Genomic DNA, 24696 nt, shown 5'->3' on the forward strand with positions numbered 1-24696 from the left:
ACTGTGGGCAGGTTCTTTCTCCAGAATGGTGTGGCCTCCTGTGTAGGCGGGGGCCACACTATTCTGGGTCGCTGCCGGGTCTCCCTGGAGGCTTTCTCGCGTTTCGGCATGAGACGTAGCCAGGGCAGATGACACCTCCGACTGTGCCGATGTCGAGTATGGCCGGAGATCCTGGCCGCGCACCGTGGTTAGGCCCGGTGGGCCAGGCGCAGCAGGAGTTCGGCGGTGTCGTCGAGTTCGTCGGCGCGGTCACGTAGGTTCTGGGCGCGCTCGCGGAGACGGCTTGCGGCTTGGCGGGCGTGTGTCACATCGGCCTCGTGCGTGGGCGTGGCCGTTTCCGGTGTCGCCGCTGTGTCCATGGTGGACGATGCTTCAACCATGGGTGCGATGTCGGTTGCGAGGGCTGCGCGGATCCTGTCCAGTCGACCGGGACCGACTCCGTTTACCGCGCGCAGGGCGTCGTCTGGGCATGCTCTGACTTCCTCGGCCCATACGAATCCGTGCCGGTCCAGGCTTTTGTAGCCGGTGAGATGACCGCGCTCGTCGAGTGCGCGGAACGCGTCACGGTAGTAGTGCAGTGGTGTGCGGGTGTCGGGCATGGGGTGCAGGGACCAGCCCGCGACAGTCCCGGCGGCGTATTCGGCTCGCAGGCGCTCGGCCATCTCGCTGGCGCCGATCACATGCAGCACACGGTGCGGTCTTATCCGGCAGACTTTGGCCTGTCCCCAGCGTCCGCCGGGCTCGCCGGCGGTTTCCCACCCGCTGATGTGCCGGGCGGTATCGAACATGCTCGCGATCCGCCGTGCCACCTCGGGCGGTGTCATATTCTGCTCGTCGTCCACGCTGAGCATCATGCCGGTGTCGTGGCCGGTACCCCACCCTGCACCGACGGAAAACCCGTCGACTGAGCGAACCATCCAGGGCGGCCGACCTTGTGGGAACAGGTCGGCCGGTGCTACCTCGTCACGAGGGGTTTGCCCATTCCTCGACGCTGGTGAAGGCGCGCGGCTGGGTGGCGATTGTCATGAGGATGTCGTTTTGGACGGGGACGTCGCGGCCTGCGATGCGTGTGTCGGTGGGCGGGAACAGGATGTTCAGCCAGGCGGGCAGTGTGATTCCTGGGGCGGCGCCGGTGGCCATGGTGCTGGGCTCGGTGTTGGTGTTGGCGGGGATCGGGTCTCGCACCATCATGATCTTTGCCCGGTGGTCGTACTGCTCGCGCATGACGTGCAGCCATTCCGCGGATACGGGTACCGGCGCGAGGCGATGGTCGGGGATGTCGTCGTGCCGGTGCTGGGCTAGTGGCGAGTATCCGCGGGCGATCGGCGTGACGGTGGTGTCGTCTTCTTGTAGGAGCTGTTCCACGAGGGGCAGGTGATCAATTTCGTCGGCGACGTCGGTGTAGACGACCAGTGTTGGTACGTCGTAGTCGAATCCGACGCGGCTGGTCTGCACAACGAAGGTGAGGAACTGAATGGTCATGATGCGATGTCCTTATGCGGGGTCCGCTGTTCTACAGGGACAGGCCGCCCTGAATGTCGCGGCCCTGCACCACATTGCCGCCGACGGAGCCGGTGACGGTGTTCGTGCGTGGCGTGGTGAGTGCGTCGCGGATCAGCGCGAGCACGGCGGCCTCCCGGGACAGGCCCTCCCTGGTGGCGTAGCGGTCGACGTCGGCGACCCATGGGCCCAGGTTCACGGTGACGGTGTCGGTGTCGCTGTGGTCGGTGCTCATGGGGTTCATCGTGGCAGGTGTCCTCGTGGGGTGCTAGGCACAACCCGCCCAGTCATGCACAGGCTAGCGCGCCGGGGCCGCCCTGCTGTGCGGGTCACGGGATGCCGGTGCGGTGTTTCATGGCGCCGATTTTGGTGCCATACATGAAAAACAGCGCCATGAAGATCTGGAGCTGGGCGGGGACGTCGAGTTGTTCGTAGAGGTCGAACAAGTCGTCCTCGGTCAGGTCCGCGGTTGCGGTGGTGCGTTGGTTGAAGATGGTCGTGGCGATGTCGTGGTGGTCGTCCTCGATGGGCAGGGCGACGATCGTGCGGAGGTCGTACTCGGCGGGCAGGGGGCGGGTGACCAGGTCGGCGGGGTAGCGCGCGGACATGATCCGCATCGCGGTGTTGACCACGTGGACCGCGAGGGTGGGTCCCATCATCAGGTTGCCGACCATCGCGTGCAGCTCGGTGAGCGGGGCGACGTCGTCATCGATGCTCACTTCGACGCTGATGTCGAGGTCCACACGTTCCATCGCCGTGGCGATGTTGTCCAGTACCTGACCGGGATTGAGCAGCATCGTGGCGTCGTCGGTGATGCTGGCCCGGGGATGGTCCTGGTTGAAAAACTCCTCAGCGACCTCGCGCTCGCCCATCCAACACCCTTTCATCTCGGGAACGTGTCCGGTGTCGCAGCGTGTCACCTGGTACCGACAGAATCGGGTACGTGTCGCTGGGTTCACCGGAGTGGCCTACACGTGACCACCCGACGGAGAACACGCCTCGGCTGCTCGACGCGTGCCCGGACGCGCCCCCGACCGGGCACGATAATTCGTGGCCCCTGCGTGCTGTCCGCGCTGGGGCCGCGGTCCTTTGCGTGCTGGGCTGCGAATGTTGGTTAGGGCGCGCTGTTCATCCGTCGGAAGGTGATCTCGGCTTCGGTGTGTTGTTCGGTGGCCAGGAATGTTGCTGCGGGGATGGTGATGCGTCCTTGCTCGGCTTCGTGCAGCAGGGCGCGGACCAGGGTTTCGGTGAGTTCGTGCGGGTGCAGGGTCACGATCTGGTCGCCGGAGGCGTGAAAGTGGCTCAGCTCGCTCGGCGGCCCGAGCATGTTGTCGGCGTGGTCAGTGGACATGGCCTAGGTCCTCCGGGGTTGGGTTTGTTTGCCGATGCCGCACCAGCCCATGCTGCGTACTGGGCCGAATGTCGGGGCGGGGGGATTCCGGGCCAGTCGGCGATGTGGACGACGCCGGGGTCGATGAGGTGCATTCCGTCGAACCAGCTTTCGATTTCGTCGCGGGAGCGTTCGAAAACGGGATTGCTGCTGGCTTGGTAACGGGTCAGGCCGGGCCGGAATTCGTGTTCGCGGTGTGGGTCGTCGTCGAGGGAGGCGTGGGTGATCGCGAGCCAGCTTCCGGGGGCCATGCGGTCGCGGTAGTGCTGGAGCAGGGTGGGGATGTGTGTTTCGGCGCCGACGAAGTGGAGCACGGCGACCATGAGCACGCAGACGGGTTCGTTCCAGTTGATGATCTTCCGAACTTCGGGGATGCGGAACAAAAACTGCGGGTCGCGGAGGTCGGCGCGGACGCCGCCGCACCAGGAATCGACCATGTCTTTGTCGATGCGTTCTTGGAGGTGGGTGCGTGCGACGGGTTCGTAGTCGACGTAGAGCACGCGGCCGTCGTGGCCGGAGTTGGTGACGATGTCGTGGACGCAGGTGCCGGTGGGCAGGCCCGAGCCGAGGTCGAGGAATTGGGTGATACCGGCGTCGAGGGCTTGTTTCACCACGAGCAGCAGCCATTCGCGGTTCATGCGTGCCCCGATCCGGAATTCGGGCGGGAGCTTTTTGGCGAATTCGCGGTCGACGGCGTTGTTGAGTGTGCCGTCGAGGAGGTAGTCGTAGACCCGCGCGGGATTGGCCCGGTCGGCGTCGACCTGGATGGGCGCTGGTGGCGCCACTCCGTCATGTCTCTGGCTGCTGTTCATGGTTGGGCTCCTCACCAGCACGGTGTCGACGATGTTGCGAACCTGTTCGTAGGCGGCTCGTAGCGCGGCGCTGCCGTGTTCGCGATGTGCTGCGAGCCCGTCACTAATGATGGTGGTTAGTGAGGGAATCATGGGCTCCAGCAATATTTTCAGCGCCTCGTAGCCTGCTTTTTCGAGGTCGAGGTTGCCCTCCAGCGCGGCGGCCAGGGCCCGGTCGACGCGTTGCAGGCGGGCGCCGATCAGCGAGCTCAGCCGGGCTTGTGGCAGGTCGAGCTGTCCCAGGCGGGTCAGTTCGCGCAGGGTGTTCAGGGTGGCGTCGGTGAGCCGGATCGGTTCCCCGTCCGGGGTCCGCGGATCGCGCACGAGCAGTCCATCGGTCGTCACCGCCACGTAGTCGTCGGTGAAGGAGACGGTGCGCGCGGGGGGATCCGGGCAGGCCGGGCACAGCATGATGAATTTCTTCGGGTCGACCCACCGCCACCCGTGATCAGCACGGGCGTAGTCAAGATCGGGAAATGTGAAGAAAGGTTGGCCCGGTAAGGGTGTCTCGCACCTGTTGCAGGCCGCCGGCCAGCATCGTGACCGCGCGGGTCTCCGCGCGGGGAGGCGATAGGGGACTTCGCCGTTGGTGGGGCCGTGATGTGGTGGTTCGGTCATGGCTTCCCCGAGGTCAGTGGAGTGGCTGTCAGTGGTCCGTGGAGGGACCACTGCTGGGCCGGTGGGGGAAGAGGGGTTAGGGAGTGCGCGGGAGATCCAGGGTGCCGCGGGCAGCGTCGGCCATGAGTGCTTTCCATTCCGCTTCGGGTAGGGCCAGGTGCCCTGCGTGCGGGTTTTTCGAGTCGCGAATGAGCCTGCCGCCGCGGACGTCGGCGATTTCGACGCAGTCGTTGCCGCCGCCGCTGTAGGTGCTTTTCCGCCAGTTCAGGGGCTGATCGGAGTCAGAGCCGGACGGGTTGTGGGGTGGCGTCACTGGTCCTCCATGTCTGTGTGAGGAGGCCAGGCCGCCGTCCGGGGAGGGGGCGCCCATTGAGGACCAGGGCGGCCTGGCCTCCGACTGCCGAGGCCCGACCCGCGCGGGTCGGGTCGCCCGTTTCTCACGGGCGGGTGTCCGCGCGGGTCGTGCCGTAGGTGGCTACAGTGATCGTGGGATTGAACGACCGCAGCCGTGGCGAATGTTACACGCTACGTCCTCGTAGCGTGTAACTAGCTGCGGCTCTTTTGGGGTGTCCGCACCCTGGGAAAGGGCTGTCGGGTGAGCGCGAGCGTGGGCGCAGCGAGGCGTCTACTCGCACGCGCGCTGCTGATCGCACGCGAAGACCAAGACATGACCCAGGTCGGTCCCGCCGCCCGGGCTGGTCTGAGCCGGGGCGTGCTCGGACATATCGAACGCGGCCGGAACCTGCCTTCGGAGGACAACATCCGGGCTCTGACCACGGTGTACGGCGTCCCGGAACGCACCGAACTGCTCCTGCGACTACGCGACATCGTCAAGGCGCGCATCGACACCAACCCCAACGTCACCGGCCCCGAACTGGCCGACGTCGCCGACACCGCAGCCGCGTGGCATCATGCCGCGGCCGGCATCGAGATCTACGCGCCGGGAGTACCGCCCGCGGTCGCCCAGCAGCGCATCCCCGACCGCACCGACGTCGAGATCACCATCGTGTGCCACCTGTCCGAATTGCGAAGGGAACCCCGTGAGGCGCTGGCCGCGCTGCTCACGCTCGCCGACACACCCCAGGCAACCGTGCAGGTCGTTCCCGACACCGCAGGTCCCGTCCCGTTGCTGTCCGCGGTCACGATCTGGACCTTCGACCCGGTGTGGCTGCACAAGGGTGCGATGCTGATCGAGACGGGTGTCGGACCAGGCGTGATGATCGACCAGAACGTCGAGGCCACTACGGTTGCCGCGCACCGCGACGCATTCCATGCCACCCGCGCCCTCGCCTGCGATCCCGCCGAATCCCGGGCCCGCATCGCCGAACTCGCTTAGTCCCTGCCGTGCGAGGGCCGCTTCGGCGGCAGTCGGGGCGGGCCTAGTCCATGAGGCGGGGTCCGAGGACGTCGTAGACGTGCCGGGGCAGTGCGTCGAGGGCTTCGCGAGTGTGGGCGCGCGCCGTGTGTGCGATGTCTTCGGCAGAGGTGCCGCTCATCCCGCGTGGGGTGTCCGGGCCGATCCAGCCGCCGATCGCCGGCCACTGCCATGGGGTGATCGGGGTCGCGATAGCGCGCAGCAGCGCCAGGGTCACGCGAAAACTCCCAGCGCCGCTACCGAAGGCGCTCCTGAGGTGCCACCGAGGTCCACCGGCCATGATTTTCCGGCCGTCGCCCCACGCATCGCACTGATACGACCTGCCCCCGACACGACCCCACCAGTACAGATCATCCACCAGCCAGTTTCCGTAGAGCGACAGCGACCACGGCCGCGCAGACTCATCGCGCTCGCCGTGCAGTTCGACCACGCCGAGCAGGCCGTCATCGGCACTGAACAACCACACGAACTTGTCCTCGTCCCCGGCCCGCTGCGTCTCGGCGACCGTGTCCAACCCCTCCTCGCGGCAGATCCGCACGATGCTGTCCAGGTCGAGCCCCGCGACCAGATCATCCAACGCCGTCAGGACGTGCCGCGGCGTCGTCCACCCCATCACCCGGCCCAGCCATGCATCCACCTCCAGCCGCTCCGGACCCGTGATGACCTCCAGCCCAGTGCCATAGCGCGACTCATGAAGAAATTTCTCCAGGTGGATCTCGCCGGACTGCGATCGAACCTCAGCAGCGTTCTTCGCTTCCAGTGTCACCGGTTCAGGATCCGATTCCGGTGGTGGTGTTCGATCCCGAAGCCAGCGAAGACGGCTCAGCGCACGGTCCCGCCTGCCCTCACCCATCCGCACAGGCTATCCAGCACCGGCCGGAGACGGGGGCACCTCGACGGGAGGCACACCGGCAATCCCCAGCGCCACCGACACCTCGCCCAATCACTCGAACGCATTTCGGTTAGGGGTGACGACGTTCCAGGCTTCGATGCGGTCTCCCCGGATGGGCTGGTGCGGCGTCGGTGAACAACCCCTGACCAGCACCATCTCAAAAAATCTTCGAACGTGTGTTCTAATTCTGGGTGTGGAGGATGCTGTGTCAGGCCCGTCGGCGGCCACGGTGTATCAGTCGCCGCGTCCGGCGTGGATCAAAGTGGGCACCTTGCTGCGGCTCGGTATCGGGCCGCATCCGGAGGGGGACCGCCGCGGCGGGATGGACGTGCCGGCCGAGGCGCCGGGGTTGGTGCTGGAGTCGATCCCCCGTACTGATGTCGGGGGCTTGTTGCTGGTCCGGTACCGGCTGGTCACCGGCGACCGGCAGTTCGATCGCGAGATGATCCACTACATCCCTGATGACCTGGCCCGTCGTCGAGGCCCGTCCCGCCGCGACCGCGCGGAGCGGCAGCCGGTTCGCCGGACCCACGGATAACCGGGGTGGAGATTGGCGGGGTCGCGCATTCAACCGGTATCAGGGCCCCTGCTGTCCGCGGTGGTAGGGCCGAGTCGGGGGGAATGGGTCGATGCCGAGGTACTCGATGCGCGCACGGTTGTGTTCCCGGTCGCGATGCGCGAGCGGGTAGCGCACGCGCAGGTGCCCCGCGGGCGGGTCGTTGAGGTAGTCCGCCCGGGGGCAGCCGTCGAGATGCGGGCATTCGTCGATCGAGGTGTTGCAGGCCCAGCACAACAACCCGCGGACCAGTCCGGTGAAGTGGTCGTGATCGACGACGACGCCGATGGTCCGGCCGCAGGCGTGGCACAGCGGTCCGGCGAGGTCGACCAGCTGCTGGCGGATCCTGCCCATCCGAGACTCGCCCGACAGGTAGGGCGGCCAGACACTCCGGCCGCCGCCGAACACACACCGGCGAGAAGGCGGGACGGTACTCGGGTCGACGGGGTCGTTCAGCAGACGCACAGCCCACCAGACCTGTTGTTCCAGTGGAGCGAACCGCTGCTTGGGGGACACTGTTTTCGGGGCGGACGAGCGATAGGTCGTTCCGTCGGTCCACCAGGAGCATCGGCGCTCGTGCGGGACGCGCCCGCCGTGGCGTTCACGGTCTTGGGCCGCGAACCGCTGTTCGAGCTGGGTGATCCGCGCGCCCAGTTCTTTCCCGCGTGCCTCGCGCGCAGCGTTGTCGAGTGCGCGCTCCGCCCGGGGAATCGGGCCGAGCGCGGCGTAAGTCTGCTCGCTGTAGCTGACCTCGGTGCACAGCACCACCTCGTCGCGGACGAGGTGGTAGCGGCCGTCGTCGCCGAGCACGGCCGTCATCTGGCCCTCGGGTGGTTGCCAGTCTTCGTTCATACAGGACAGGGAGGCGCGGGCGCGGACGTAGTCGTCCACCCCGTCGTAGTCCAGGGTGAGCGCCAACCGCCACAACAGCGCCTCCCGCCGCTGCTGCGGCCACTGCTCGATGCCACGAGCCTGACGTCGCCGGCGGTGGGGCGGCACTACCGGTCCCGTCGAGGAGCCCGGCCAGCTTCTGCGGCCAGCACGCGGTCGATCTCCTCCTCGGTCACGCCCGGGATGTCGAAGTGCCCGAGCAGCCGGTCCATGTTCGCGCTGACCGAGACGGTAGTGCGTTCAAGCTTGCGCAACGCCTCACCCAGCGGCGCCATCGAGTCGGACATGGCCTCACTCCACGGCGTCGGCAAAGTCGGTGAGCTGCCCTGTGAACACCTTCAGATCCTCGGCCCGCGCTCGCGGGAGGTCACGGATCTGGTCGAGGGTGTCGGTCGAGGCGGGTTCGGTGGTGGTCGTGCTCATCGTGGGGTTCGGCTCCTTCCGGCGGGGGGAGTTCGCTAGCCTGCCACCCCGTCCCCACGGTCGCCATGTGTCCACGGCGTGCCGCACGAAACCCGCTGCGCGTGTCGTCAACCTACGATCGTGTGCTCCAGTTTCCCTTGCGCGGCCGGGACTTCGGGGCTATCGCTGCTGGTCACCTACGGCCGCGATTTCATCAAGTCGGTTCGCCGGCCCCATGGATAACGGTGCTGGCCTGCGGGGTGCTCATACATCCCTGATCATCTGGCTCGGCGTCGAGGCCCGTCCCGCCGTGACCATGCCGAGCGGCAGCTGTTCCGCCGAACCCACGGATAGACGCTGTGGGGGTGACGGTTCGCCTTCGTCGAGGTGCAGCAACATAGGACACCGCGCCAACGATTCTTGCTGTGACCGCGCGGGGTCGGGGCGCTGGACGTGACGATCGTGAGGAACAGATGACTGACGTGGATGGTCTGCTCGCCGATTTTCGTCGGCGTTATCCCGACGCGTTGGCAGTGTGTGCGCAGATGGCGGACCGGCGTGGGAGCGAGGGGGTCGAGTGGCCGGAGTGGTGCTGGCTGCCGATGGCTGGTGTGGTGGCCTATCTCGCCGACAAAGGACAGCCGAACGGCGAGATCGGGAAGGTAGCCGCGCTCACGGCGTGGCGTCTGGGCCGCGGCGTGTATGAGCTCGACGCCGATGTCTCCGCCACGTCGGTCATCGAGCTGTGGAATTTGGTCGGTGGCGCGGAAAATCGGGCGCGGGCGGTGCTTCCCGGGCTGGATGCCTGGTCCCGTCTACCGGAGTGGTGCTGCTATGTCCGGTGGCCGGACGCTGCGCGCCTGCCCGACACTATCGTCGGGGAGTTCCACCCGCGTGGGGTGTTCGTGCACCTGGAATACGACATGAACACCGCGCGGCCGGAGTTGCGGCTGGTGATCGACACCGATGGAACCTGGGACAACCTCACCCCGATTCCGATCTATCTGGACCGCCCCACGATGGGTTCGGCCGTGGCCGACGTCGAGGCCAACACCCGAGCATCAGCACGCGGAGCGCGGGGCGCGAACGCGCACTCCTTGACCGGGCCGTCGAGTGTGGCCGCGTTTCCGAGTCTGGCCGCCTGGCAGGTGCTGCCCCTGGTGCTGTCGCTCATCGACCCCGCCGTCGAACACATCGACCCCACCGCTCCCGGCGACCGGCCCCGCCGCGCGCAGCGCCGTCCTCAAGGGTGGCGACCAGCCCCGGCCACCCGGCTGTGGAGCACCACCTACACCACTCGCCCGAAACTCACCGTCGTCCAATAACGACCAGACCACGGGAGTAGCAAGTCCGGAGGGGGAGCGCGCCGGACTCCGGGGCCTACAGTGATTGGGTGAATTCTCCCAGCAGCGACAGGTCCCCAACCAAGGAGCTGTCGGATTCGCAGCCAGCGGACGAGGCCCCGGCTGCGGATCTGGGCTTCGCGCCTGTCTCCAACGGGGTCGACTTTCTCAAAAGCGCGGTCGACCATCTGCTGACCTCCCACGATGCACGGAGCCTGAAGTACGGGGTCCTGCACCTTCAGGCCGCCATCGAGGTCCTGGTGAAGGTCCGGCTGCAGCGCGAAGGCTGGGAGCAGGTATTCAGCAAACCCGGCCTCGCGAAGCTGCACGATTTCGAGCGCGGTGATTTCCACAGCGTCTCCCTCCGCGACGCGTTCACACGGCTGGAAGAGCTGACAGAGATCAAACTGACCAGTACGAAAGCGGCCCTGACGTGCTTGGCCTCTGAGCGGAACAAACTGTTGCACTTCGGATCGACAAGCGACCACGAGGTCGTCAAGACCTTTGCAGGGCGAGCGCTGGACGCCTTGTCAGCGTTCATCGTCGATCACATGGTGCCTGGTGCACCGCCTGACGAGACCGAGGCTCTTGAAGAAGCGCAGCATCTCATTCGCCATGCGCTGGCCGAGATCGTGATCGTCACCGAGGCTCGGCTAACGCGGCTGGCTCCTGAGCTGGACGCTTGGCCGGGGATTGTCATTCACTGCCCCGGGTGCACCCAGTTGGCGTGGACCTTCGATCCCAACGACGAGACCTCCTGCTTGTTCTGCGGTCGTGGCTGGGGGCAGGAGTATGGCTGGGAGATCGCCCCTCTGTACGCCGAGAACATCCTTGGTGAATCACGCCACGAAGCTGCGCAAGGAAAAAGTGGTTGGTCAATCAGCATGTGCCCGAAGTGCGATGAGGAAGCCTTCGTCGATGTCGCGACTCGGCGGGATCCGAACAGCTTCCTCACATCGGCGTGTTTCCAGTGTGGCTTCGTCGCTGACGGCGAACTTGGAAGCTGTGGTGATTGTGGGCGCACCATCCTGGATCCGGAGGGGATCTGGTGCCCAGGATGCTGGAGCTACCGCATGGCGAAAGACTAGACCAACCCCGCGCATCTCCTGCTGTTCCGTAACTCCCATCGGCTGACTGCGCTCAGCGCATGGCGTCGACGACCTGGGCCAGAAGCCGGGCCTGCCGGTCAAACTCGGCCCTCGGCATCGGATCGGGCGTCTGCCGACAGGACACCGCGGAGCGCCCACCGGCCGCGTGCTTCCAGAACAACCGCCCGCGGACCGAGCCGCACCGGTAGACCGCCAACCCGCACCGTGCGCACACGAACCTGCTCGTGGCCATCTCGCTCTCCGATCCTCGGTGAGATGAAGTCCCGTCACCGATAGAGATCGGGTGAGCGGCCCGGACCTTGCGTGTCGCCACGAGATTCGCCCGTCTCGAAACCAAGGTAACGAGACGCTGTACAAGCGACTCCGGACATCACCATCACCCCCAGGTGAGGTCGTCTCAAGATCTAACGTCGAGACTTCGTCTCGAAACCTGGTACTCGGTGGCGCGGGTTCTTGGGGTTATGGTCGGCGGCTGCCGAGACTGGTGGTCGGGTCTTCCCGCGCGCTGAGCAGTCCCATGTAGAGGGTGGCCCGGGGAAGATAGGCGTCGAGTTCGGCGATGGTGGTGCCAGTCCAGGGCTGTAGGCCGCAGGTCAGCATGACGGTGCCGCTCTTTGCGGCGCGAATCCACTCATCGTCTACGGGCCTGCTGATGCGGTCGTCCACGTCGTAGAGCACGAGATAGATCAGGGGCCGGTCGATGAGTACGTAGCTCAGTTCGTCCTCGACCTCGACCGGCGGCCCGGCCGTCGCCGGGGACAGGCCCAGTTGCGCGGCCAGGCGTGCCATGTCGGCAGGGTCGACGCTGCTGGTGCGGGGTGTCAGCAGCAGATGGGCGAGGTCGCGGCCGGTGTCAGGACGCTCACCGATCCACCCGGTCAGCAGCAAGTCACGATCGCTGAAAGTCGTCATGTCCCAGAAGGCTCCAATGCGGGTGAAGACACAGGCGTGGGCACGCCGCGCTGCCCGGCCGGGGAGTCTCTGTCCCGCGAGCGCGGAAACCACTGGCCTCGTCGGCGAGTCGTGACGCGAGCGAATGCGTCATTCACTCGATCCCACTTCTCTGGCTGACCTTATCCCGATCGCGACGCCCCGATCACCGTGAGCAGGACATCGAAGACCGTCAGGGGGTGCTACTAAGTGGTGAGCGTCGTTGTGTCGGTGGTGGTTGTCATACTGGCTGTGTCGTCGCACTTCGGTGCACGTCGGTCTGACTCCGAGCTTTGCTCCGCAAGCTTTTTACCGAGGAGCTCTTTGATGAGTTCTGATCACAGTACAGGGCACTCATGGTGCTGGACCTGCGGCGATCGCCGCGACGGCGCTGAGAGCTATCTCCATCGTGGTGGCAACCCGGTGCTGGCTCACGGACGCTGCGGCGTGTGCCATGACGTGCTCATGTCCTACCCGCAACCGACTTTTCCCGAAAAACGTGAGCACCTCGGCATTCACCTGCGTGAGGCCATGAGGTGGAGTCGGGTCGTGACAACCGACGAACCCACCGACGATGAACACAGTCTCGCGGTAGGCGAGATCCGAGAACTGCTCCTCCAAGCCCACCGCGTCTACGTGATGAAGCTGGAATCGCAAGATAGGAGCCGGTGACACCGACACCGACAAGCTGAGTATCGACATCCCACGCGGACGGAGGTCACGGGCCGACATATCCCTCCTAGGGACGTCGGCCCGTGAGCTTCCTCGTGCCGGGTGTTACTGCTGTGCTTGTTGTTGGTCTTGGCGGTGGTGTTTGGCGACCAGTGTCGCGTCGGTGGTGGGTGTGTGGCGGCGGTGGAGTGGGGGTGTGTCGTCGTGGTGGAAGTACGGGTAGCGGGCGTTGTGGCCCTGGGTGCGTACCCAGATTCGCCAGGAGGTGGCTAGTACGTCGTCCAGCCAGCGGCGGCCGAACGCGCCCCTGTTTGCTACCTGCGCCAGCGCTGGGTACAGCAGGTTCCCGATTTCGTCGTGCAGTTTTTCGCTTTCCGGGTTGAGCAACATCAGGCAGACGCTGGCCAGGGTTGCCGCTTCATCGGGCAGTGACGAGTGGTCGTCGCTGGTGCGGAACGGGAAGCTCGCGAATCTCCTGTAGCAGTCGATCACGTATTCAGGGAACGCGGGAAACCTGTCGGGCCAATTATCGTCGCCGGGCAGGGTGTAGTAGTCCAGCAGCATGAACAGGTCATCGAGGTGCAGCGCGTCCTCGGTGACATTCGGCCTGGGCTCGTTGAAGTCCTTGTCCTGCACGCAATACCTTTCCTGTTGATCACGACGATCACGGGAACGCCACACGACGCTTCCAGCGGTGGCTAACGAACCGGCGACGCCTGCGGTTCCCGCGTCATCGTGTCCTGCTACGGTCCGGCACACCACGGACAGGGTTGGGGAAGGGACGCGGCGATGGCGCAGCAGGTGTTCATCGAGTTGGTGGACGATCTGGATGGCAGCGAGGCCGAGGAGACCGTCACGTTCGGACTCGACGGGGTGCACTACGAGATCGATCTCTGCGAGGACAACGCTGACGAGCTTCGTGACGCGCTGGCCCGCTACATCGAGCACGCCCGCCGCACGGGCGGCAGGCGCCGTACGACCGCCCGCCGGCGCGGTGCGTCCAGCAACGGATCCGTGGGCGCATCGTCGGCCCCGCCCCAGCGCGAGGAGACCACCGCGATCCGGGAGTGGGCGCGCACCGCGGGCTTCGAGGTTGCCGACCGCGGCCGTCTGCCCGCCGACGTCATCACTGCCTACCGCGCACGCCGCGCGACTTAGGGGGCGGTGGCGTCGTGGATGAGCAGGTGTGGCGCGGGGTTGTCAACTCGATCCTGCACGGCCACCAGGCGGCCATGCGGTATGAAGGTGTCGTGATGCGGCCGACGCTGTTCGTCTTCACCGGCGGCAGCTTGGTCGGCTATGTGCATTTGCGTCCCGTGTACCGGGGCGAGGATGCGCAGAACGGGATCGTGCAGATGTCGGACCTCGCTGCGGCCGCGAGTGCCGACGAGATCATCGCGGTCTGGGAAACACAGGACATCGCGCTTGCCTGTGAGATCCCTGCCCGCCACGAAGGGCCCGGACTCAACATCCTCTATGCCAGCGCGACCACGCAGCTTGTGCACTGCTACACCTATCAGGAGCGCAAGGTGGGTCGCGCGGATAACGGGTTGTGGTCCATCGAGCCACAATGGACCTCGTCAGGCCAGGCGCAACCGATCACCGGGATCGAGCCCCCGATCGCCGAGTTGATCGAGCTGGCGTTCCAGCCGCTCCCCACCGTCCTCGACGACGCCCTGTCGGTGGCCGCCGCTCACCTCGAAGACCACGGTTACAGCGTCCGGCTCACCGCATAACCGAAATCGTGCAGGGTTGCGGTGCTGCATGCCTTGGGCATCTACCTCCCTTTAGTTGCGGATCCGGTCGGTCGCCAACTGTGCCCGGCGTGCCCCAAGAAACCGGGCGCCGCGCGTGTCGCCTCCGACAGTGCGCCTGCCTTATGGGGAGGTTGTGTGCCGCGTTTCCCATGTGCTGCAAGGGAAACGCGGCAGCCATCCTGCCAATTTCCTCTTTGGCGACGCTCCGCGCTGACCTGTCAGCCACCTCCGGCGCAACACCGACACCTCAAGGGCGGCTGCGAGCGGCTCACTGTCCACGTCGCAGCGCCACGCATCCAACAGCCCGCGCATCCGAGCATCGGCGTCCTCGAAGGTCATGACCAACTAGTCGTCTCATCCGCATTCTTGTTACGTGGTGAGTCGCTGGTCAGCCTGCTCACCGGCGTTGTTGGATCTTCGGTCACCCCGACCGTGACGGGAAATGGATCGGGTAGCGGTTGCCGAGCGGTTTAGCTACGACGCCTTCGATGCCGACCGGAAGTAGGTCGGTGCTGATCCACCCGCCGACCCCTGGCCTTATCCGGTTCTGTCCCGAGGTGAAGGACCGCGCTGAAGCGGTCCTGAAGGCGCGCGCGACCTGGAGATGGCGGGTTCGTGGTGGCATGCCTGGCAGCACTCGCCGACGACCCCGACACACTGCTGAAACACCTGGGGAAGCACTGGCGAGCCGACAAACTGCGGGGACGGCCACGCCGATCGTCACACTCACCGCGCCCTCTGGCTGACCTGCACACCGGTCAGCACACCCGCCCACGACCGCTCGCAGTGGAGCAACATAGAGGGTCGCACCGACGATTCCTGTTCTGTGCTATCCCGACGCTCTGGCAGCTTGTGCGCAGATGGCAGACCGGCGCGGGAGCGACGGCTTCGATTGCCCGGGGTGACGCTGGTTGCCGATGGTGGCGTGGTGGCGACTGGGGAAATCGGGAAGGTTGCCCGGTAACTGCCAGCCGGAATAGGAGAAGGGCGCGGACGTTGGACGCTGGGGACTGGGCTGCATGGGCTGCGGCGTTCGTCGCGTTCGTCGCGGCGTGTATCGCATTTGGGCAAGCGAGGTCGGCGAAGCGTAGCGCCGACCTCGCCGAGGGCAATCTCGCCGAAAGCCGGAAGCAGACCAAAGTGGCCGAGCAGGCCGCGACCGCCGCTGAACAGCAGGTCGCCGAAGCTCGTCGCCAGAACGAGATCACCGAGCGACAACTTCACCTGGCCCTGGAAGAGCGCGACGCCAACCACCAGCGCGAGCAGCGGGAGCAGGCCGCCCGGCACGTCGCAACGGTGCACGAGGTTCTGCTCGCGGCCGATGCGATGCGAGACGAGTTCTTCACCAACGCGACGGCCGTCATCGAGCACCAGGAACGCGCGGAGCACCCGTACGGGTTCAGCCCGCCGCTGCTGATGTTCGACCACGCTGGGTCGAGGTGGGACACTGCAGTGAACGAGATTCGCTTGAACAAACCGGCGTCCGACGTCACGGCCGCGATTGACGCTTACGACAAGTACACCAAGAGTGTTCGCCGCGCGGTCAATGACACGTGGGACAAGGCCGAGGACCGCCGACTGTCCGTACCGACAGCGCAAGAGCTCATGAACCTCGTCAGCCGCAGAGACGGCGAATACGAGGCGTTGAAACAAGCCTGCGACGAGTTCTTCGCCGCCAACGGCGTCAACCCCAACGACCTCACCGCCAGCTGACTCGCTCGGCAGCGCGACCAACAATGCCCACTTGGTGCAAGCCGCGACGCGAGCAGCACGGCTGGGCCGATCCGGAGCAGCAAGAAACCATCGATCCCTGGGGCAAGCTGCTGCCTGCTCGGGGGCGTCGCAACGCGATGAGCGACAGCCCTGCCGACACTCATGAGCCGGGTTCATCGAGTCTGTTTGATCTTGAGCCAGCCGGATCGTGACGGGATGTGGATCGGGTAGCGGCTGGTCAGCGGCTTGGCCACCACACCCTCGATGCCCACCTGGAGCAGGTCGGTGCTGATCCATCCGGCCGCGGCGTCCCGGTCGCTGGTGGCGGGCACGATCTGCACCACACCAATCCCATCACCCAGCAGGGCGACCAGCCGGTTTCTGCGTTCGGTATACGAGCGTGCCCGCAGGTCGTCGGTCCGGTCGGCGAGTAGGTCGAACACCAGGTAATACACGCCAACCCCGCGCGCACGTCGGTGGCCGGCCGAGGCCGCGAGCGCCGCGCGGTCCAGCTCGCCCTCGCGATAGGCGACCAACTCTCCGTCCAGCACCACCGGCCCCAGCGCGCGCACCGCGTCCAGGATCTCAGGGAACCGGGCGTCGAGGCGGGTGCCTGTTCGCGAATGCAACACCCCTGCCTCGACGTGCGCGGCCGCGCGCCAACCATCAAGTTTCGGCTCGAACGACCAACCACCCGGGCCGTGCGGGAGCCGAGGTGTCCGGGTGGCTGTGGCCAGCGGCCACGGCGGCGGAGCGAGCGGCGGCATTTCCTCAGCATCTGCGCGACCGGCTCGGGCTGCTGTTCGGTGCACCCGCTTGAGCGACCAACACCACGCCCGGCGCAGCCGAAGGCTGTCGGAGGTGGCGTCTACGCTCGCGCCGTGAACACCGACCCGACCGACACCGACCTGACACTGTGCTCGAAATGCGGCACGAAGCCCGCGGGGCCGGGTGGTGTCTTGTGCGATGGTTGCCGGGGCGAGATGGAGAACGCGGCGTCCATGTTCTGGCAGGACCACCCGCACCTGGGCTCGCCGAGCTGATCGAGCTTGCGTTTCAGCTGCTGCCCGCCAGTATCGGCAATGCGCTACCGGCGGCCGTTGATCAGTTCGACGGGCGCGGTTATGGAGTCCGGATCGTCACGTAGAGCGGGGCTGGTGCTGGGGCTGGGTTTCTGGGTCGACGGTGTCGACGGGGCCGTGTGGTGAGCCGATCGCTCGCTGGGCCACGGTCGCGGTGATCGTGCCCGCGGGTGTCTCGGCTGAGGTGAGTGTGGTGAGGTGGGCGCGCGCGTCGTTACGAGTGGTGTGCAGGGACACGTGGCGCCCTTCGGGTAGGCCGTCGACCACAAGAACCCAGACACTGGCGGCGGCGCGGTCGCGCATCATGCGGCAGCGCAAATCCAGCGCGCCCCCCGACGCGCAGCCCAGGCGCTCCACCACGGCCAGACTGTCCTCGGCCAGCCCGAGCCGGATGCAGCGACCCGCGATATCGATCTCGGAGGCAAACAGTTCGGTGACCAGTTCGGCCAGCGGACGGCGTTCGTCCCAGCCCTGAATCAGGGTCTCGTCGCGCTCGGCGTTCCATTTCCGCCGGGTGTTGGTGTCCAGATTGGCTTCGACGTCGTAATCCGGGTCGGTCGCGAGTTGTTCGCGCAGCACAAGATCCGCCTCTGCCCGCGGCACCATTTTCATTGTGGGCGGGAGCATGTTCTTACAGCGGGCCTGTACTGCGGTGACGCGACGCTGCAATGTCGCAGCCAGGTCCTCAAGCGTTACTCCATTGCGGAGTCCGTCGAGCAGAGTCGCGGTGTCCTCGGGCGACCATTGTGCTCCTGCCCGATACGGTGGGGCGGCGTTCGTTTCCTGACCAGCATTTCTCACATGCGTCACGCTCACGAGCGTGCCCGACATTTCCTCACGCGTGAACCCGCGATGGCTGCGCTAATCGGCTGGACATCGGATCACCCCACGGCGGCGGCAGCGGAGCACTGGTGCCGGTCAGGGGTTGGCGGGGCAGGCGGGCGTAATGCAGAGTTTCGGCCTCCCAGGAGGAGGACTCCACGATGTCGGGGTCCAGGGCGGTCAGGGTCGCCGCCACGGTCTGCCGGTGGCGGTCCAGATCGTCGGTGCGGGGCAGCGTGAACACCCGGATCCCCTCCAGCGCCAGAGGGTGCGGGCTGTGCTGGGTGATCAGGGCGACGTCATAACCGGCGTCGCGCAGCCGCGGGGCCAGCGCCCGATAGAGGGTGCCGATCCCGCCGCGGGTGACCGCGTGCAGGTCCCGGTGTACTAGCGCGAGGTGCACGAGTGGGTCACCGCCGGGTGTGTAGACGTGCCCGGAACGCGTCCCACTGCGGGCGCAGCAGCGCCAGCCGCTTTTCCCGGAACTCGCCGTCGGGTAGTTCAGTGTGCAGGCGCAGCTCTCGGGAGAGCACCATCGCCTGGTTGATCAGGAACGGCACGCCAATCCCGGCCTCGTCCACCAGCGCTTCGATTCGGTCGTGGGCGCCGGGGGTGGCGGCGAGCAGGGTGTGCAGCATGGCCAGGTCGAAGCCGGGCATGAACTGGCCGGTGAACTCGAAGTCCAGCAGGACACACTCGTCGTGCTCGGTGAGCAACAGGTTGGCGGGCAACGGATCGCCGTGCGCTGGCGAGGCTGGCGGCGCAACCTCGTTGAGCAGGGCGAGCAGGACGGCGCGGTCGCCGGCGTCGAAGAACCCCGCGCGGTGGTAGCGCTCGACCCGATCGGGGTAGTCGAACACCGGGGCCAGCACGCCTTGCGGCGCGTTCCACTGGGCGAAGGCGGTGGTGGTGTGCAGCACCGCGTCCAGCGAGGCCGCGGGCAGCGGCTGGTCGGGGTAGCGCTCGGTGTCGATGACGTGGCCGGGGATGTGCTCGATGACCAGCACCGCGCGTCCGTCGGTGTGCACCAGCCTGGGTACCCGCACTGGCGGTGGATTCTCAGTGAACGCGCGGTAGAGCTGGATTTCGTGGGCGAACTTGGCTTGCCAGAACTCTTCGTCGGTACACAGCGCCTTGATCACGACCGGGTGGCCGTCGCGGTGGCCACGCGCGAGCACGGACTTGTCGCTGGCACGCAGCACCTCCCCGAGTACGGTGCCACCGAGGTCGACGGTCGCCAGGTCATGCGACGTGCTGGTCATCGACGTCGTCTCCCTTCACGGTGTGGGTCAGGGTCTCGATCAAGCCCGCTTCGGCATCGGCGTCGCGCCAGGCGTACTCGATCGGTCGCCAGCGTGCCGAGGACCTGCCAATAGATCATGCCGCTGTAGAGGCGAAACCGCGCAGATCAGGGAAGGCGTGCCCATCGACAAGTCGTTGTCTTCCCTCCAGGGTCCAGGCCACTGAGGAGCGCTCGTGGCCGTAGGTGCGCGAAGAAAGAAAGGGGGCCGCGCCCGGTGCGTGGTGCCGGGCGCGGCCTGGCGGGCCGTGACGTGCCACCGTCCTGGCGGGGAGGGTGTGTGCCGCACGTGGGCCTCCGTGGGTGGCCCGACCGTCGGGGGAGCCGGTCGGGCCGGGCGGCGCGCGGGAAATAGGAGAGATGCGCCGCCCGGGTGGGGATCGTCGTGGTGGGGTTAGTCGTCGTCGCTGGGGTCGGCATTGGTGTCGTCGGTGACGACGACTTGGCCGTTGTCAGTGCCGCGGGAAACGCCCATTGGGGGTCCTTTCTGGGGTAGGGGTGGGATTTCGTCGGCGGGGAATCCTGCGTGGAGTCGCCAGGCTCGGTCGCAGTAGGGGCAGGTTTCGGCCAGCCACAGGCCACCCAGCTCGGTGAAGTCATCCTGGGTGGGGGTGACGGTGCGCTCGCACAGGGTCTGGAACGGCATCCCCGGCCGCAGGCCGCTCTTGGACAGGGTCGCGGTGTCGTAGGCGTGACGCTGGTTTTCGGCCTGTTGCCATCGCAGTCGTACCGCCACCCTGCCGCCTTCCGTTCCGTGGTTTCCGGTGGTGCGGCGCTGACGTTACGAACGATCAGGAACAGCGAGTCAACAATCTGTTGACCCGCTGTTGATCTATCCCGGGGCTGTGGCGCCGAGGCGGTGGCGCAGGCTGGTCAGCTCCCAGGAGGGGCGGGTCGCGCGGGTGTCGAGCTGGGTGACCAGCTCGCGCGCGACGGGGTCGTGGCGGATGCGCTGGGGTGCGATCCGGTCGGCGGTATCGAGGTGCACCACGGCTTGCCGGTCGCGGGCTCCTTCGGCTTGGGCGTAGCCGCGGGCGAGGTCGAAATGCAGTGCGGCGCGCCGGTCGGCGGTGGTCAGGCGGCTGTCGTAGCCGGGTTGGCGGGTGATGACCTCGGCCCTCTCCGGTCCCGAGCCGAGTTCGACCGCGATGGACAGCGACCATGCCATCGCATTGGCCGGACCGAACGAATAACACAGCGTGTTCTTCTCGCCGGTGACGGCGGCTAGCTCCTCGGCGACCTGCAACCGGGCGATCGCTTCACCAGCCTGGTGGTTTTTGGCGGCGGTCATGGCCGCTGAGAGGTGCAGCATCCCGGCGGCTTCGGCGGCGGTGGTGTCATCGGCGCTGGGGTCGGCTTCGGCGACGTCGGCCAGTGCGGTGTCGCTGACCCATTGGGCGCGCCTGCGTGCGCCGAGCCTGCTCAGTGCTCCGGCGGCGGACATGCCGGCGAACCCGGCCAGTGCGGGGGAGTTGAGCAGGGCGGCGGCGTCCTGGCCCCGCCGCGCGGAGGCGATCGCGAGGTCGATGTTGCCCAGCGAGCGGGCGCTGCCGCAGGCGACGATGCAGGCTTCGGTCAGCGCGGCCAATGCCCGCCGCCGGGCGTCTCCGCGTGTGGTGGCGGCGTGGATGTGGAGTTCGGTGAGCAGGTCCCCCAGCGCGTGCCCGGCGATGGTGTAGCGGGAATCGGCCGAGTGGATGTTGGCGGTGCGGGTGAGGTGTTCCAGCACGTGCAGCGGGCGGGCCGGGAGGTCGGGTGCGTCGTCGAGGGTGCATTCGGCCAGCGCCACCGAGATCGGCGGCAGCGTGGCCAGGGCCTCGGCGCTGGCGCGGTCGTGGGGCAGATAGGGCTGCCCGGTCAGGTCCGCCACCGAACACCCCAGCGCGTCGGCGAGGTCTTCCAGCAGTCCGCGGCGCTCGAATCGGCGTTCGCCCTTTTCCAGTAGCGACAGGTATTGCTTGGTGATTTGAGCGTGTCCGGCGATCACCGCTTGGCTGAGGCCACGGCGACGGCGGATCGTGCGCACTCGCTGCCCGATCACAGCAGGATGGTGTGGTTCGGGTCGCGGCATCTCGACCACCTCAGTCCCTCCCGACTGACCTAGTCATCGAGCATATCCCCACCCCACACCAGCAGCGCCGGAGTGGGCAGGGTCGGTAGGCTGCCGGACATGTCGCACCCGGATGACTCCCTCGCCGACAAGGGGGCCGCGCTCGAAACCGAAATGGCCGAGATGAAGGCACGTCTGTCCCGGGTGGCGCAGGATGCCGCCGCCGCGCAGGTCCTCGCGCGGGGCGCGGACCGCGACGTCGCCGACCTCACCCGCGAAATCGGCGAGTTCCGCACGCACAACACCACCCTGCACAACACGACCCGCGAAGACCTGCGCGATGTTCGCGAGGATCTGCGGGAAACTCGGCAGGACCTGAAAAACCTGCGGGAAGCAACGACCAACGGGTTCGTGGAGATGCGCGGCAAGCTCGACGCCGCCGCAGCGGGGCAGGCGCAGATCGCAGCCATGCTGACCACGCTGCTCCAGCGCGACGACCAGAACGACGACACCAACTGACCCCGCACCGGGGGACTGGGGAGTTTGCTGCGTGACCGTCATCCGCGTCGCCACTTGGAATCTGTTCGAGTTCGATCGGCACCGGGGGGATAAGGACGCCGCCACCCGCTACCGCCGAATCAGCAGTGTCCTGGCTGAGCTGGACGTCGATATCGCTGCGGCGGAAGAGGTCTGCGGTCGCGGATCACGCGCGCTGGAAGAGCTCGCCGTCTCGGCGGGCCTGGACTGCTGGTATGACCCGCCGTTCGTGACGTACGAGCGCCGGGTCGCGATCACCGACACCGGGTCGCGGGAATCCGATTTCCACGTGGGTCTGCTGTGGACACGCAAGGCAGCGAAGGTTCGGGCTCATCGGGACGGATTCCGCGGCTACCCCGGTGGCGGGGAGTTCTGGCACGGCCTTGCGCTCCAAAAATTCGAGATCGAGGGCCTGGACCGGCCGCTCGTCGTGGGTTCGTATCACGGGGCGCCGTTCGCGCAGGACGCCCGTCCGGACGAAGCCCGGCGGGTCGTGTCGGCCATGACCCGACCCGACCCCGACCATCGGCTCGCGATCGTGGGCGCGGACTGGAACTCGATCTCGGCCGACCGCATCCAGAACCCCGATGGGACCTGGACGTATTGGCATCCCGACCCGTACTGGAACGAAAACGGCCAGAACACCTGGCGGGACATATACAACTACCAGTGCATCGTCACCGAACGCGACGAACAGGGACGGCCGACTCGGTGGCATGCTGACCGCCGCCCCGGCCAGGTTCTGCTCGACGCGGGGTGCCGGGACGCCGCCGCGCTGGCGGGCGCGGCCTGGACACCCACCACCGGACACCACCCCGCCGACGACGCGCCGTTCCGCACGATCGACACTCACCGGGTCTCCCCGGCCCTCGCGCCCGCGGTGATCGGCTGGGAGGTCATCGACACCGACGCGGCCAGAAAGGTGTCGGATCACCTGCCGGTCGTCACCACCCTCGACCTGGCACGCCTCCCCGCCGCGGCGTAGCGGTGGGTGTGCAGGGAATGATCGGTCGGCATAGTCCTGCGTATGTTCGCCTGGGTGGGAACGCAGGAGGAGCCGCGATACACCGACACCGACGCCCGTGCTGTATCGACGTCGGCGAGTCCGCCCGGCGGTTCATCGTCGATGACGACGACAAGGATTTGGTCGAGGTCCGGTGCCGCCCGGACGAGGGCGCATGAGGTTGTGATCGCTACGGTGCCACGGTGGTGGAGAACGACGTGAAGCCGATGCGGGTGGGTGTCTACGTGGATGCGTTTAACGTCTACTACGGCGCCCGCGCGCAGTGCGGCCGAGGCACCCCGGGGTGGCGCTGGCTCGACCTCGCCGCGCGGGAAGCGCTCGGGGATGCTCGCGACCACCTCGCCTCCGACTGGCGGCCTGCGGGTTCGGCGCTGTCCGACCTGGAGGCTGAGGCCCGCGTCGCCGCACGTGACCGGATCGCTGAGGCGAAGATGCTCATCGACCAGGCCAAGACCGCGCTGTACACGGCGCAGCCGGGCGGTGACTCATGACCAACCCCTGGCCCGGCCCCGTCGAGGGCGCGCCGTTCACCGACCGCTCCCTGGCTACGGTGCGGCTGGCGCGCCTGGCCGCCGAGGCGGCCGAGAGCGCAGAGGCCCTGGTGCCGATCGGGCAGCCTCCCCGAGGACTACGACCGGAGGGCATGTACCTCGATGACGCGCTGCGGTTCCTGGTCGAGGCCCGTGGTGTCGTCGACGCGGCCATCCAGCTCGAACTCGCCCACAACACCGACCGGGACACGCTGATCGAGACAGCCGCCGACTACGGCGAAACCATCGATCTCGATCGCGCCGAGCAGCGCTGGCGCGAGTGGGACGAGTTGCGGGTGCGCGCCACGATTCCTGGCAGGGGCAGCGAGGCGGGGCTCCCCGACGAACTGGGTGACCCACGGGGCTGCGCCGATCGTGTCGATACCTGGCTTGCCTGGCTCGCCGTGCGCCGCGATCCGCGCACCGTACGGACCGGTCAGGTGGCCGATCGGCTGGTGGCGATGGATGCGTTCGCCGAGCTCGGGCTGTGCTCGGCTCAGCGCGACCGGCTCCGCGCAGAGCAGCTCGCGCCCCTGCCGCACCCCCTCGCCCTGATCTACGAGCGCGAGGCCGTGCTCGCCGACGCCATGGCGGCCGCCGGCCACGACGGCTACGACGAGATCGCCGACCAGTGCCGCGCCCGCGCCACCGAAATCTGTGCAGCCGCAACAGATTCCGAGAATCCGGGCGCGCGGACCACGAGCGTCCTGGTCCCCGACGACGAGGAACTGGCTGGACTGCTGAACCGCGCCGCCGACTTGTTGGAGGCCGTGGCGGTCAACCTGGAGGAATCCCAGGCGGAACCACAGCCGTGGCGGTTCCCGGTTCCGCTGGCCGACCGGGGCGCGGTGAAGGCGCTGGACCGGATCGCCTCGGCGGTGCGGGACCGATCAACGACGTGGCAGGACTCGCCATCGGGGCCGTGGCTCTACGCCCCGGACGGGCGGTACCAGCACGCCCCGATCCGAGTGGTGCCCCTCGCCCCGGACGATCTGTCCACATTGGAGGCGGCGGTACACACCTGCGTCCGGGCACTGACCCCCGGCGCGGGCGCGGACGATCCTGCCCTGGCCGACCTCGCCGAGGTGATCGATCAGCTGGAGCTGCCCGGTGACGACATCGGGCGCAGGCCGCCGATCACCGGCCGGCACGGGCTCGACGCTCTCGCACGGGTGGTGGCCCTGCTTGACCTCGCACCCGACACCGACACGCACACCCTCACCGCATTGGTGACCGACCAGAGCACCGACATCACGTTCACTGCGTCACAGGAAGCCGCGTATCAGCGGCTGACCACCCGGTGGGTCGCGCTGCTATCCAACGGCGCCCCCCTTCACCGCTACCAGTACTAG

General features: G+C 67.1%; 32 protein-coding genes. 13 read left to right on the plus strand and 19 right to left on the minus strand.

Annotated features, from left to right (window positions below; translation table 11 throughout):
• Positions 1-188: 188 nt before the first annotated feature.
• The 7 genes from BAY61_RS32175 to BAY61_RS32205 form a co-directional block, all read right to left on the minus strand.
• On the minus strand, positions 189-842 hold the full coding sequence (locus BAY61_RS32175; protein ID WP_143021498.1) for a hypothetical protein: 654 nt from the start codon (positions 840-842) through the stop codon (positions 189-191).
• A 121-nt stretch (positions 843-963) separates the two neighbouring features.
• The gene (locus BAY61_RS32180; protein WP_091810726.1) at positions 964-1482 is read right to left on the minus strand and encodes a hypothetical protein; all 519 of its coding nucleotides are present in this window, start codon (positions 1480-1482) and stop codon (positions 964-966) included.
• A 31-nt stretch (positions 1483-1513) separates the two neighbouring features.
• Positions 1514-1735 carry a hypothetical protein gene (locus tag BAY61_RS32185; protein ID WP_091810725.1) on the minus strand — a complete coding sequence of 74 codons (222 nt, stop codon included), beginning with the start codon at positions 1733-1735 and terminating at the stop codon, positions 1514-1516.
• A 94-nt stretch (positions 1736-1829) separates the two neighbouring features.
• Positions 1830-2372, minus strand: coding sequence for a hypothetical protein (locus tag BAY61_RS32190; protein WP_091810724.1), 543 nt, complete (start codon positions 2370-2372; stop codon positions 1830-1832).
• A 242-nt stretch (positions 2373-2614) separates the two neighbouring features.
• Positions 2615-2851 carry a hypothetical protein gene (locus BAY61_RS32195; RefSeq protein ID WP_143021497.1) on the minus strand — a complete coding sequence of 79 codons (237 nt, stop codon included), beginning with the start codon at positions 2849-2851 and terminating at the stop codon, positions 2615-2617.
• Entirely contained in the window at positions 2803-4152 is a 1350-nt protein-coding gene (locus tag BAY61_RS32200) for an SAM-dependent methyltransferase (RefSeq protein WP_170140332.1), read from the minus strand. Before BAY61_RS32200 ends, BAY61_RS32195 begins: the two co-directional genes overlap by 49 nt.
• A gap of 283 nt (positions 4153-4435) precedes the next feature.
• The gene (locus tag BAY61_RS32205; protein WP_420848887.1) at positions 4436-4627 is read right to left on the minus strand and encodes a DUF397 domain-containing protein; all 192 of its coding nucleotides are present in this window, start codon (positions 4625-4627) and stop codon (positions 4436-4438) included.
• A gap of 339 nt (positions 4628-4966) precedes the next feature.
• Here BAY61_RS32205 and BAY61_RS32210 point away from each other — a divergent pair, with 339 nt between their 5' ends.
• Entirely contained in the window at positions 4967-5695 is a 729-nt protein-coding gene (locus tag BAY61_RS32210) for a Scr1 family TA system antitoxin-like transcriptional regulator (protein ID WP_091810720.1), read from the plus strand.
• Positions 5696-5738: 43 nt separating this feature from the next.
• On the opposite strand, the gene BAY61_RS32215 is transcribed toward BAY61_RS32210, so the two are convergent.
• Positions 5739-6500, minus strand: a complete 762-nt coding sequence (locus tag BAY61_RS32215; RefSeq protein ID WP_091810719.1) for a hypothetical protein — start codon at positions 6498-6500, stop codon at positions 5739-5741.
• Positions 6501-6819: 319 nt separating this feature from the next.
• Between BAY61_RS32215 and BAY61_RS32220 the strand changes: the two genes are divergently transcribed.
• Positions 6820-7164, plus strand: coding sequence for a hypothetical protein (locus BAY61_RS32220; protein WP_094168544.1), 345 nt, complete (start codon positions 6820-6822; stop codon positions 7162-7164).
• A 39-nt stretch (positions 7165-7203) separates the two neighbouring features.
• Here the strand turns inward: BAY61_RS32220 and BAY61_RS32225 are convergent, their stop codons facing one another.
• Genes BAY61_RS32225 through BAY61_RS33875 form a run of 3 tightly spaced genes read right to left on the minus strand, consistent with a single transcriptional unit; the run spans position 7204 to position 8496 of the window.
• A complete protein-coding gene (locus tag BAY61_RS32225) occupies positions 7204-8181 on the minus strand; it encodes an endonuclease domain-containing protein (RefSeq protein WP_091810717.1) in 978 nt (325 codons plus the stop codon).
• Entirely contained in the window at positions 8181-8360 is a 180-nt protein-coding gene (locus BAY61_RS32230; protein ID WP_091810716.1) for a hypothetical protein, read from the minus strand. Before BAY61_RS32230 ends, BAY61_RS32225 begins: the two co-directional genes overlap by 1 nt.
• Positions 8361-8364: 4 nt before the next feature.
• The gene (locus tag BAY61_RS33875) at positions 8365-8496 is read right to left on the minus strand and encodes a hypothetical protein (RefSeq protein ID WP_256328160.1); all 132 of its coding nucleotides are present in this window, start codon (positions 8494-8496) and stop codon (positions 8365-8367) included.
• A 461-nt stretch (positions 8497-8957) separates the two neighbouring features.
• On the opposite strand from BAY61_RS33875, the gene BAY61_RS32235 reads away from it, so the two are divergent.
• Both BAY61_RS32235 and BAY61_RS32240 read left to right on the plus strand, forming a co-directional pair.
• Complete coding sequence (locus BAY61_RS32235; RefSeq protein ID WP_143021495.1) at positions 8958-9800, plus strand: AcrVA2 family anti-CRISPR protein; 843 nt, start codon at positions 8958-8960, stop codon at positions 9798-9800.
• Positions 9801-9868: 68 nt separating this feature from the next.
• The gene (locus tag BAY61_RS32240; protein WP_091810714.1) at positions 9869-10906 is read left to right on the plus strand and encodes a hypothetical protein; all 1038 of its coding nucleotides are present in this window, start codon (positions 9869-9871) and stop codon (positions 10904-10906) included.
• A gap of 480 nt (positions 10907-11386) precedes the next feature.
• Here BAY61_RS32240 and BAY61_RS32250 read toward each other — a convergent pair whose 3' ends face one another.
• Positions 11387-11839 carry a hypothetical protein gene (locus tag BAY61_RS32250; RefSeq protein WP_091810712.1) on the minus strand — a complete coding sequence of 151 codons (453 nt, stop codon included), beginning with the start codon at positions 11837-11839 and terminating at the stop codon, positions 11387-11389.
• Between the two features lie 345 nt (positions 11840-12184).
• On the opposite strand from BAY61_RS32250, the gene BAY61_RS33255 reads away from it, so the two are divergent.
• Positions 12185-12529 carry a hypothetical protein gene (locus tag BAY61_RS33255; RefSeq protein WP_143021494.1) on the plus strand — a complete coding sequence of 115 codons (345 nt, stop codon included), beginning with the start codon at positions 12185-12187 and terminating at the stop codon, positions 12527-12529.
• Positions 12530-12634: 105 nt separating this feature from the next.
• Here BAY61_RS33255 and BAY61_RS32260 read toward each other — a convergent pair whose 3' ends face one another.
• Positions 12635-13165: a hypothetical protein gene (locus BAY61_RS32260; RefSeq protein WP_091810710.1), complete on the minus strand. Its 531-nt coding sequence runs from the start codon at positions 13163-13165 to the stop codon at positions 12635-12637.
• Positions 13166-13318: 153 nt separating this feature from the next.
• Between BAY61_RS32260 and BAY61_RS32265 the strand changes: the two genes are divergently transcribed.
• From BAY61_RS32265 to BAY61_RS32275, 3 genes are all read left to right on the plus strand, one after another.
• A complete protein-coding gene (locus tag BAY61_RS32265; protein ID WP_091810741.1) occupies positions 13319-13687 on the plus strand; it encodes a histone-like nucleoid-structuring protein Lsr2 in 369 nt (122 codons plus the stop codon).
• Between the two features lie 95 nt (positions 13688-13782).
• Complete coding sequence (locus tag BAY61_RS32270) at positions 13783-14265, plus strand: hypothetical protein (RefSeq protein ID WP_146225292.1); 483 nt, start codon at positions 13783-13785, stop codon at positions 14263-14265.
• A gap of 1161 nt (positions 14266-15426) precedes the next feature.
• Positions 15427-15999 (plus strand): hypothetical protein, encoded by a 573-nt coding sequence (locus BAY61_RS32275; RefSeq protein ID WP_170140333.1) that lies wholly within the window; start codon positions 15427-15429, stop codon positions 15997-15999.
• 173 nt (positions 16000-16172) lie between these two features.
• Here the strand turns inward: BAY61_RS32275 and BAY61_RS32280 are convergent, their stop codons facing one another.
• Positions 16173-16766, minus strand: coding sequence for an ATP-dependent DNA ligase (locus BAY61_RS32280; RefSeq protein ID WP_091810707.1), 594 nt, complete (start codon positions 16764-16766; stop codon positions 16173-16175).
• Positions 16767-16880: 114 nt separating this feature from the next.
• Here BAY61_RS32280 and BAY61_RS33260 point away from each other — a divergent pair, with 114 nt between their 5' ends.
• Positions 16881-17042, plus strand: a complete 162-nt coding sequence (locus BAY61_RS33260) for a hypothetical protein (RefSeq protein ID WP_170140334.1) — start codon at positions 16881-16883, stop codon at positions 17040-17042.
• Positions 17043-17138: 96 nt separating this feature from the next.
• Here the strand turns inward: BAY61_RS33260 and BAY61_RS32285 are convergent, their stop codons facing one another.
• From BAY61_RS32285 to BAY61_RS32305, 5 genes are all read right to left on the minus strand, one after another.
• A complete protein-coding gene (locus BAY61_RS32285; protein WP_143021493.1) occupies positions 17139-17912 on the minus strand; it encodes a hypothetical protein in 774 nt (257 codons plus the stop codon).
• 4 nt (positions 17913-17916) lie between these two features.
• Positions 17917-18306 (minus strand): glycosyltransferase family protein, encoded by a 390-nt coding sequence (locus BAY61_RS32290; protein WP_091810705.1) that lies wholly within the window; start codon positions 18304-18306, stop codon positions 17917-17919.
• A 7-nt stretch (positions 18307-18313) separates the two neighbouring features.
• Complete coding sequence (locus BAY61_RS32295; protein WP_091810704.1) at positions 18314-19165, minus strand: phosphotransferase family protein; 852 nt, start codon at positions 19163-19165, stop codon at positions 18314-18316.
• A 432-nt stretch (positions 19166-19597) separates the two neighbouring features.
• Positions 19598-19939: an HC3 family zinc finger protein gene (locus BAY61_RS33725; RefSeq protein WP_176879931.1), complete on the minus strand. Its 342-nt coding sequence runs from the start codon at positions 19937-19939 to the stop codon at positions 19598-19600.
• 96 nt (positions 19940-20035) lie between these two features.
• On the minus strand, positions 20036-21244 hold the full coding sequence (locus BAY61_RS32305) for a helix-turn-helix domain-containing protein (protein WP_170140335.1): 1209 nt from the start codon (positions 21242-21244) through the stop codon (positions 20036-20038).
• 129 nt (positions 21245-21373) lie between these two features.
• Between BAY61_RS32305 and BAY61_RS32310 the strand changes: the two genes are divergently transcribed.
• The 4 genes from BAY61_RS32310 to BAY61_RS32325 all read left to right on the plus strand — a co-directional run bounded on the left by BAY61_RS32310 (position 21374) and on the right by BAY61_RS32325 (position 24696).
• On the plus strand, positions 21374-21772 hold the full coding sequence (locus tag BAY61_RS32310) for a hypothetical protein (protein ID WP_143021491.1): 399 nt from the start codon (positions 21374-21376) through the stop codon (positions 21770-21772).
• 31 nt (positions 21773-21803) lie between these two features.
• Positions 21804-22775: an exonuclease/endonuclease/phosphatase family protein gene (locus BAY61_RS33730; protein ID WP_091810701.1), complete on the plus strand. Its 972-nt coding sequence runs from the start codon at positions 21804-21806 to the stop codon at positions 22773-22775.
• 221 nt (positions 22776-22996) lie between these two features.
• A complete protein-coding gene (locus tag BAY61_RS34110; protein ID WP_091810700.1) occupies positions 22997-23305 on the plus strand; it encodes a PIN domain-containing protein in 309 nt (102 codons plus the stop codon).
• Entirely contained in the window at positions 23302-24696 is a 1395-nt protein-coding gene (locus tag BAY61_RS32325; RefSeq protein ID WP_091810699.1) for a hypothetical protein, read from the plus strand. The genes BAY61_RS34110 and BAY61_RS32325 overlap by 4 nt, the downstream gene beginning before the upstream one ends.

This window comes from Prauserella marina (assembly GCF_002240355.1).
GTDB lineage: Bacteria > Actinomycetota > Actinomycetes > Mycobacteriales > Pseudonocardiaceae > Prauserella_A > Prauserella_A marina.

Bases quoted from the DNA above. Each gene is read 5' to 3' on its own strand.
- BAY61_RS32180 (WP_091810726.1), bottom strand. From the start codon at position 1,482: ATGACCATTCAGTTCCTCACCTTCGTTGTGCAGACCAGCCGCGTCGGA.
- BAY61_RS32185 (WP_091810725.1), bottom strand. From the start codon at position 1,735: ATGAGCACCGACCACAGCGACACCGACACCGTCACCGTGAACCTGGGC.
- BAY61_RS32190 (WP_091810724.1), bottom strand. From the start codon at position 2,372: ATGGGCGAGCGCGAGGTCGCTGAGGAGTTTTTCAACCAGGACCATCCC.
- BAY61_RS32195 (WP_143021497.1), bottom strand. From the start codon at position 2,851: ATGTCCACTGACCACGCCGACAACATGCTCGGGCCGCCGAGCGAGCTG.
- BAY61_RS32200 (WP_170140332.1), bottom strand. From the start codon at position 4,152: ATGCTGTGCCCGGCCTGCCCGGATCCCCCCGCGCGCACCGTCTCCTTC.
- BAY61_RS32230 (WP_091810716.1), bottom strand. From the start codon at position 8,360: ATGTCCGACTCGATGGCGCCGCTGGGTGAGGCGTTGCGCAAGCTTGAA.
- BAY61_RS33875 (WP_256328160.1), bottom strand. From the start codon at position 8,496: ATGAGCACGACCACCACCGAACCCGCCTCGACCGACACCCTCGACCAG.
- BAY61_RS32250 (WP_091810712.1), bottom strand. From the start codon at position 11,839: ATGACGACTTTCAGCGATCGTGACTTGCTGCTGACCGGGTGGATCGGT.
- BAY61_RS33255 (WP_143021494.1), top strand. From the start codon at position 12,185: ATGAGTTCTGATCACAGTACAGGGCACTCATGGTGCTGGACCTGCGGC.
- BAY61_RS32265 (WP_091810741.1), top strand. From the start codon at position 13,319: ATGGCGCAGCAGGTGTTCATCGAGTTGGTGGACGATCTGGATGGCAGC.
- BAY61_RS32270 (WP_146225292.1), top strand. From the start codon at position 13,783: ATGCGGCCGACGCTGTTCGTCTTCACCGGCGGCAGCTTGGTCGGCTAT.
- BAY61_RS32280 (WP_091810707.1), bottom strand. From the start codon at position 16,766: ATGCCGCCGCTCGCTCCGCCGCCGTGGCCGCTGGCCACAGCCACCCGG.
- BAY61_RS32285 (WP_143021493.1), bottom strand. From the start codon at position 17,912: ATGTCGGGCACGCTCGTGAGCGTGACGCATGTGAGAAATGCTGGTCAG.
- BAY61_RS32295 (WP_091810704.1), bottom strand. From the start codon at position 19,165: ATGACCAGCACGTCGCATGACCTGGCGACCGTCGACCTCGGTGGCACC.
- BAY61_RS32310 (WP_143021491.1), top strand. From the start codon at position 21,374: ATGTCGCACCCGGATGACTCCCTCGCCGACAAGGGGGCCGCGCTCGAA.
- BAY61_RS32325 (WP_091810699.1), top strand. From the start codon at position 23,302: ATGACCAACCCCTGGCCCGGCCCCGTCGAGGGCGCGCCGTTCACCGAC.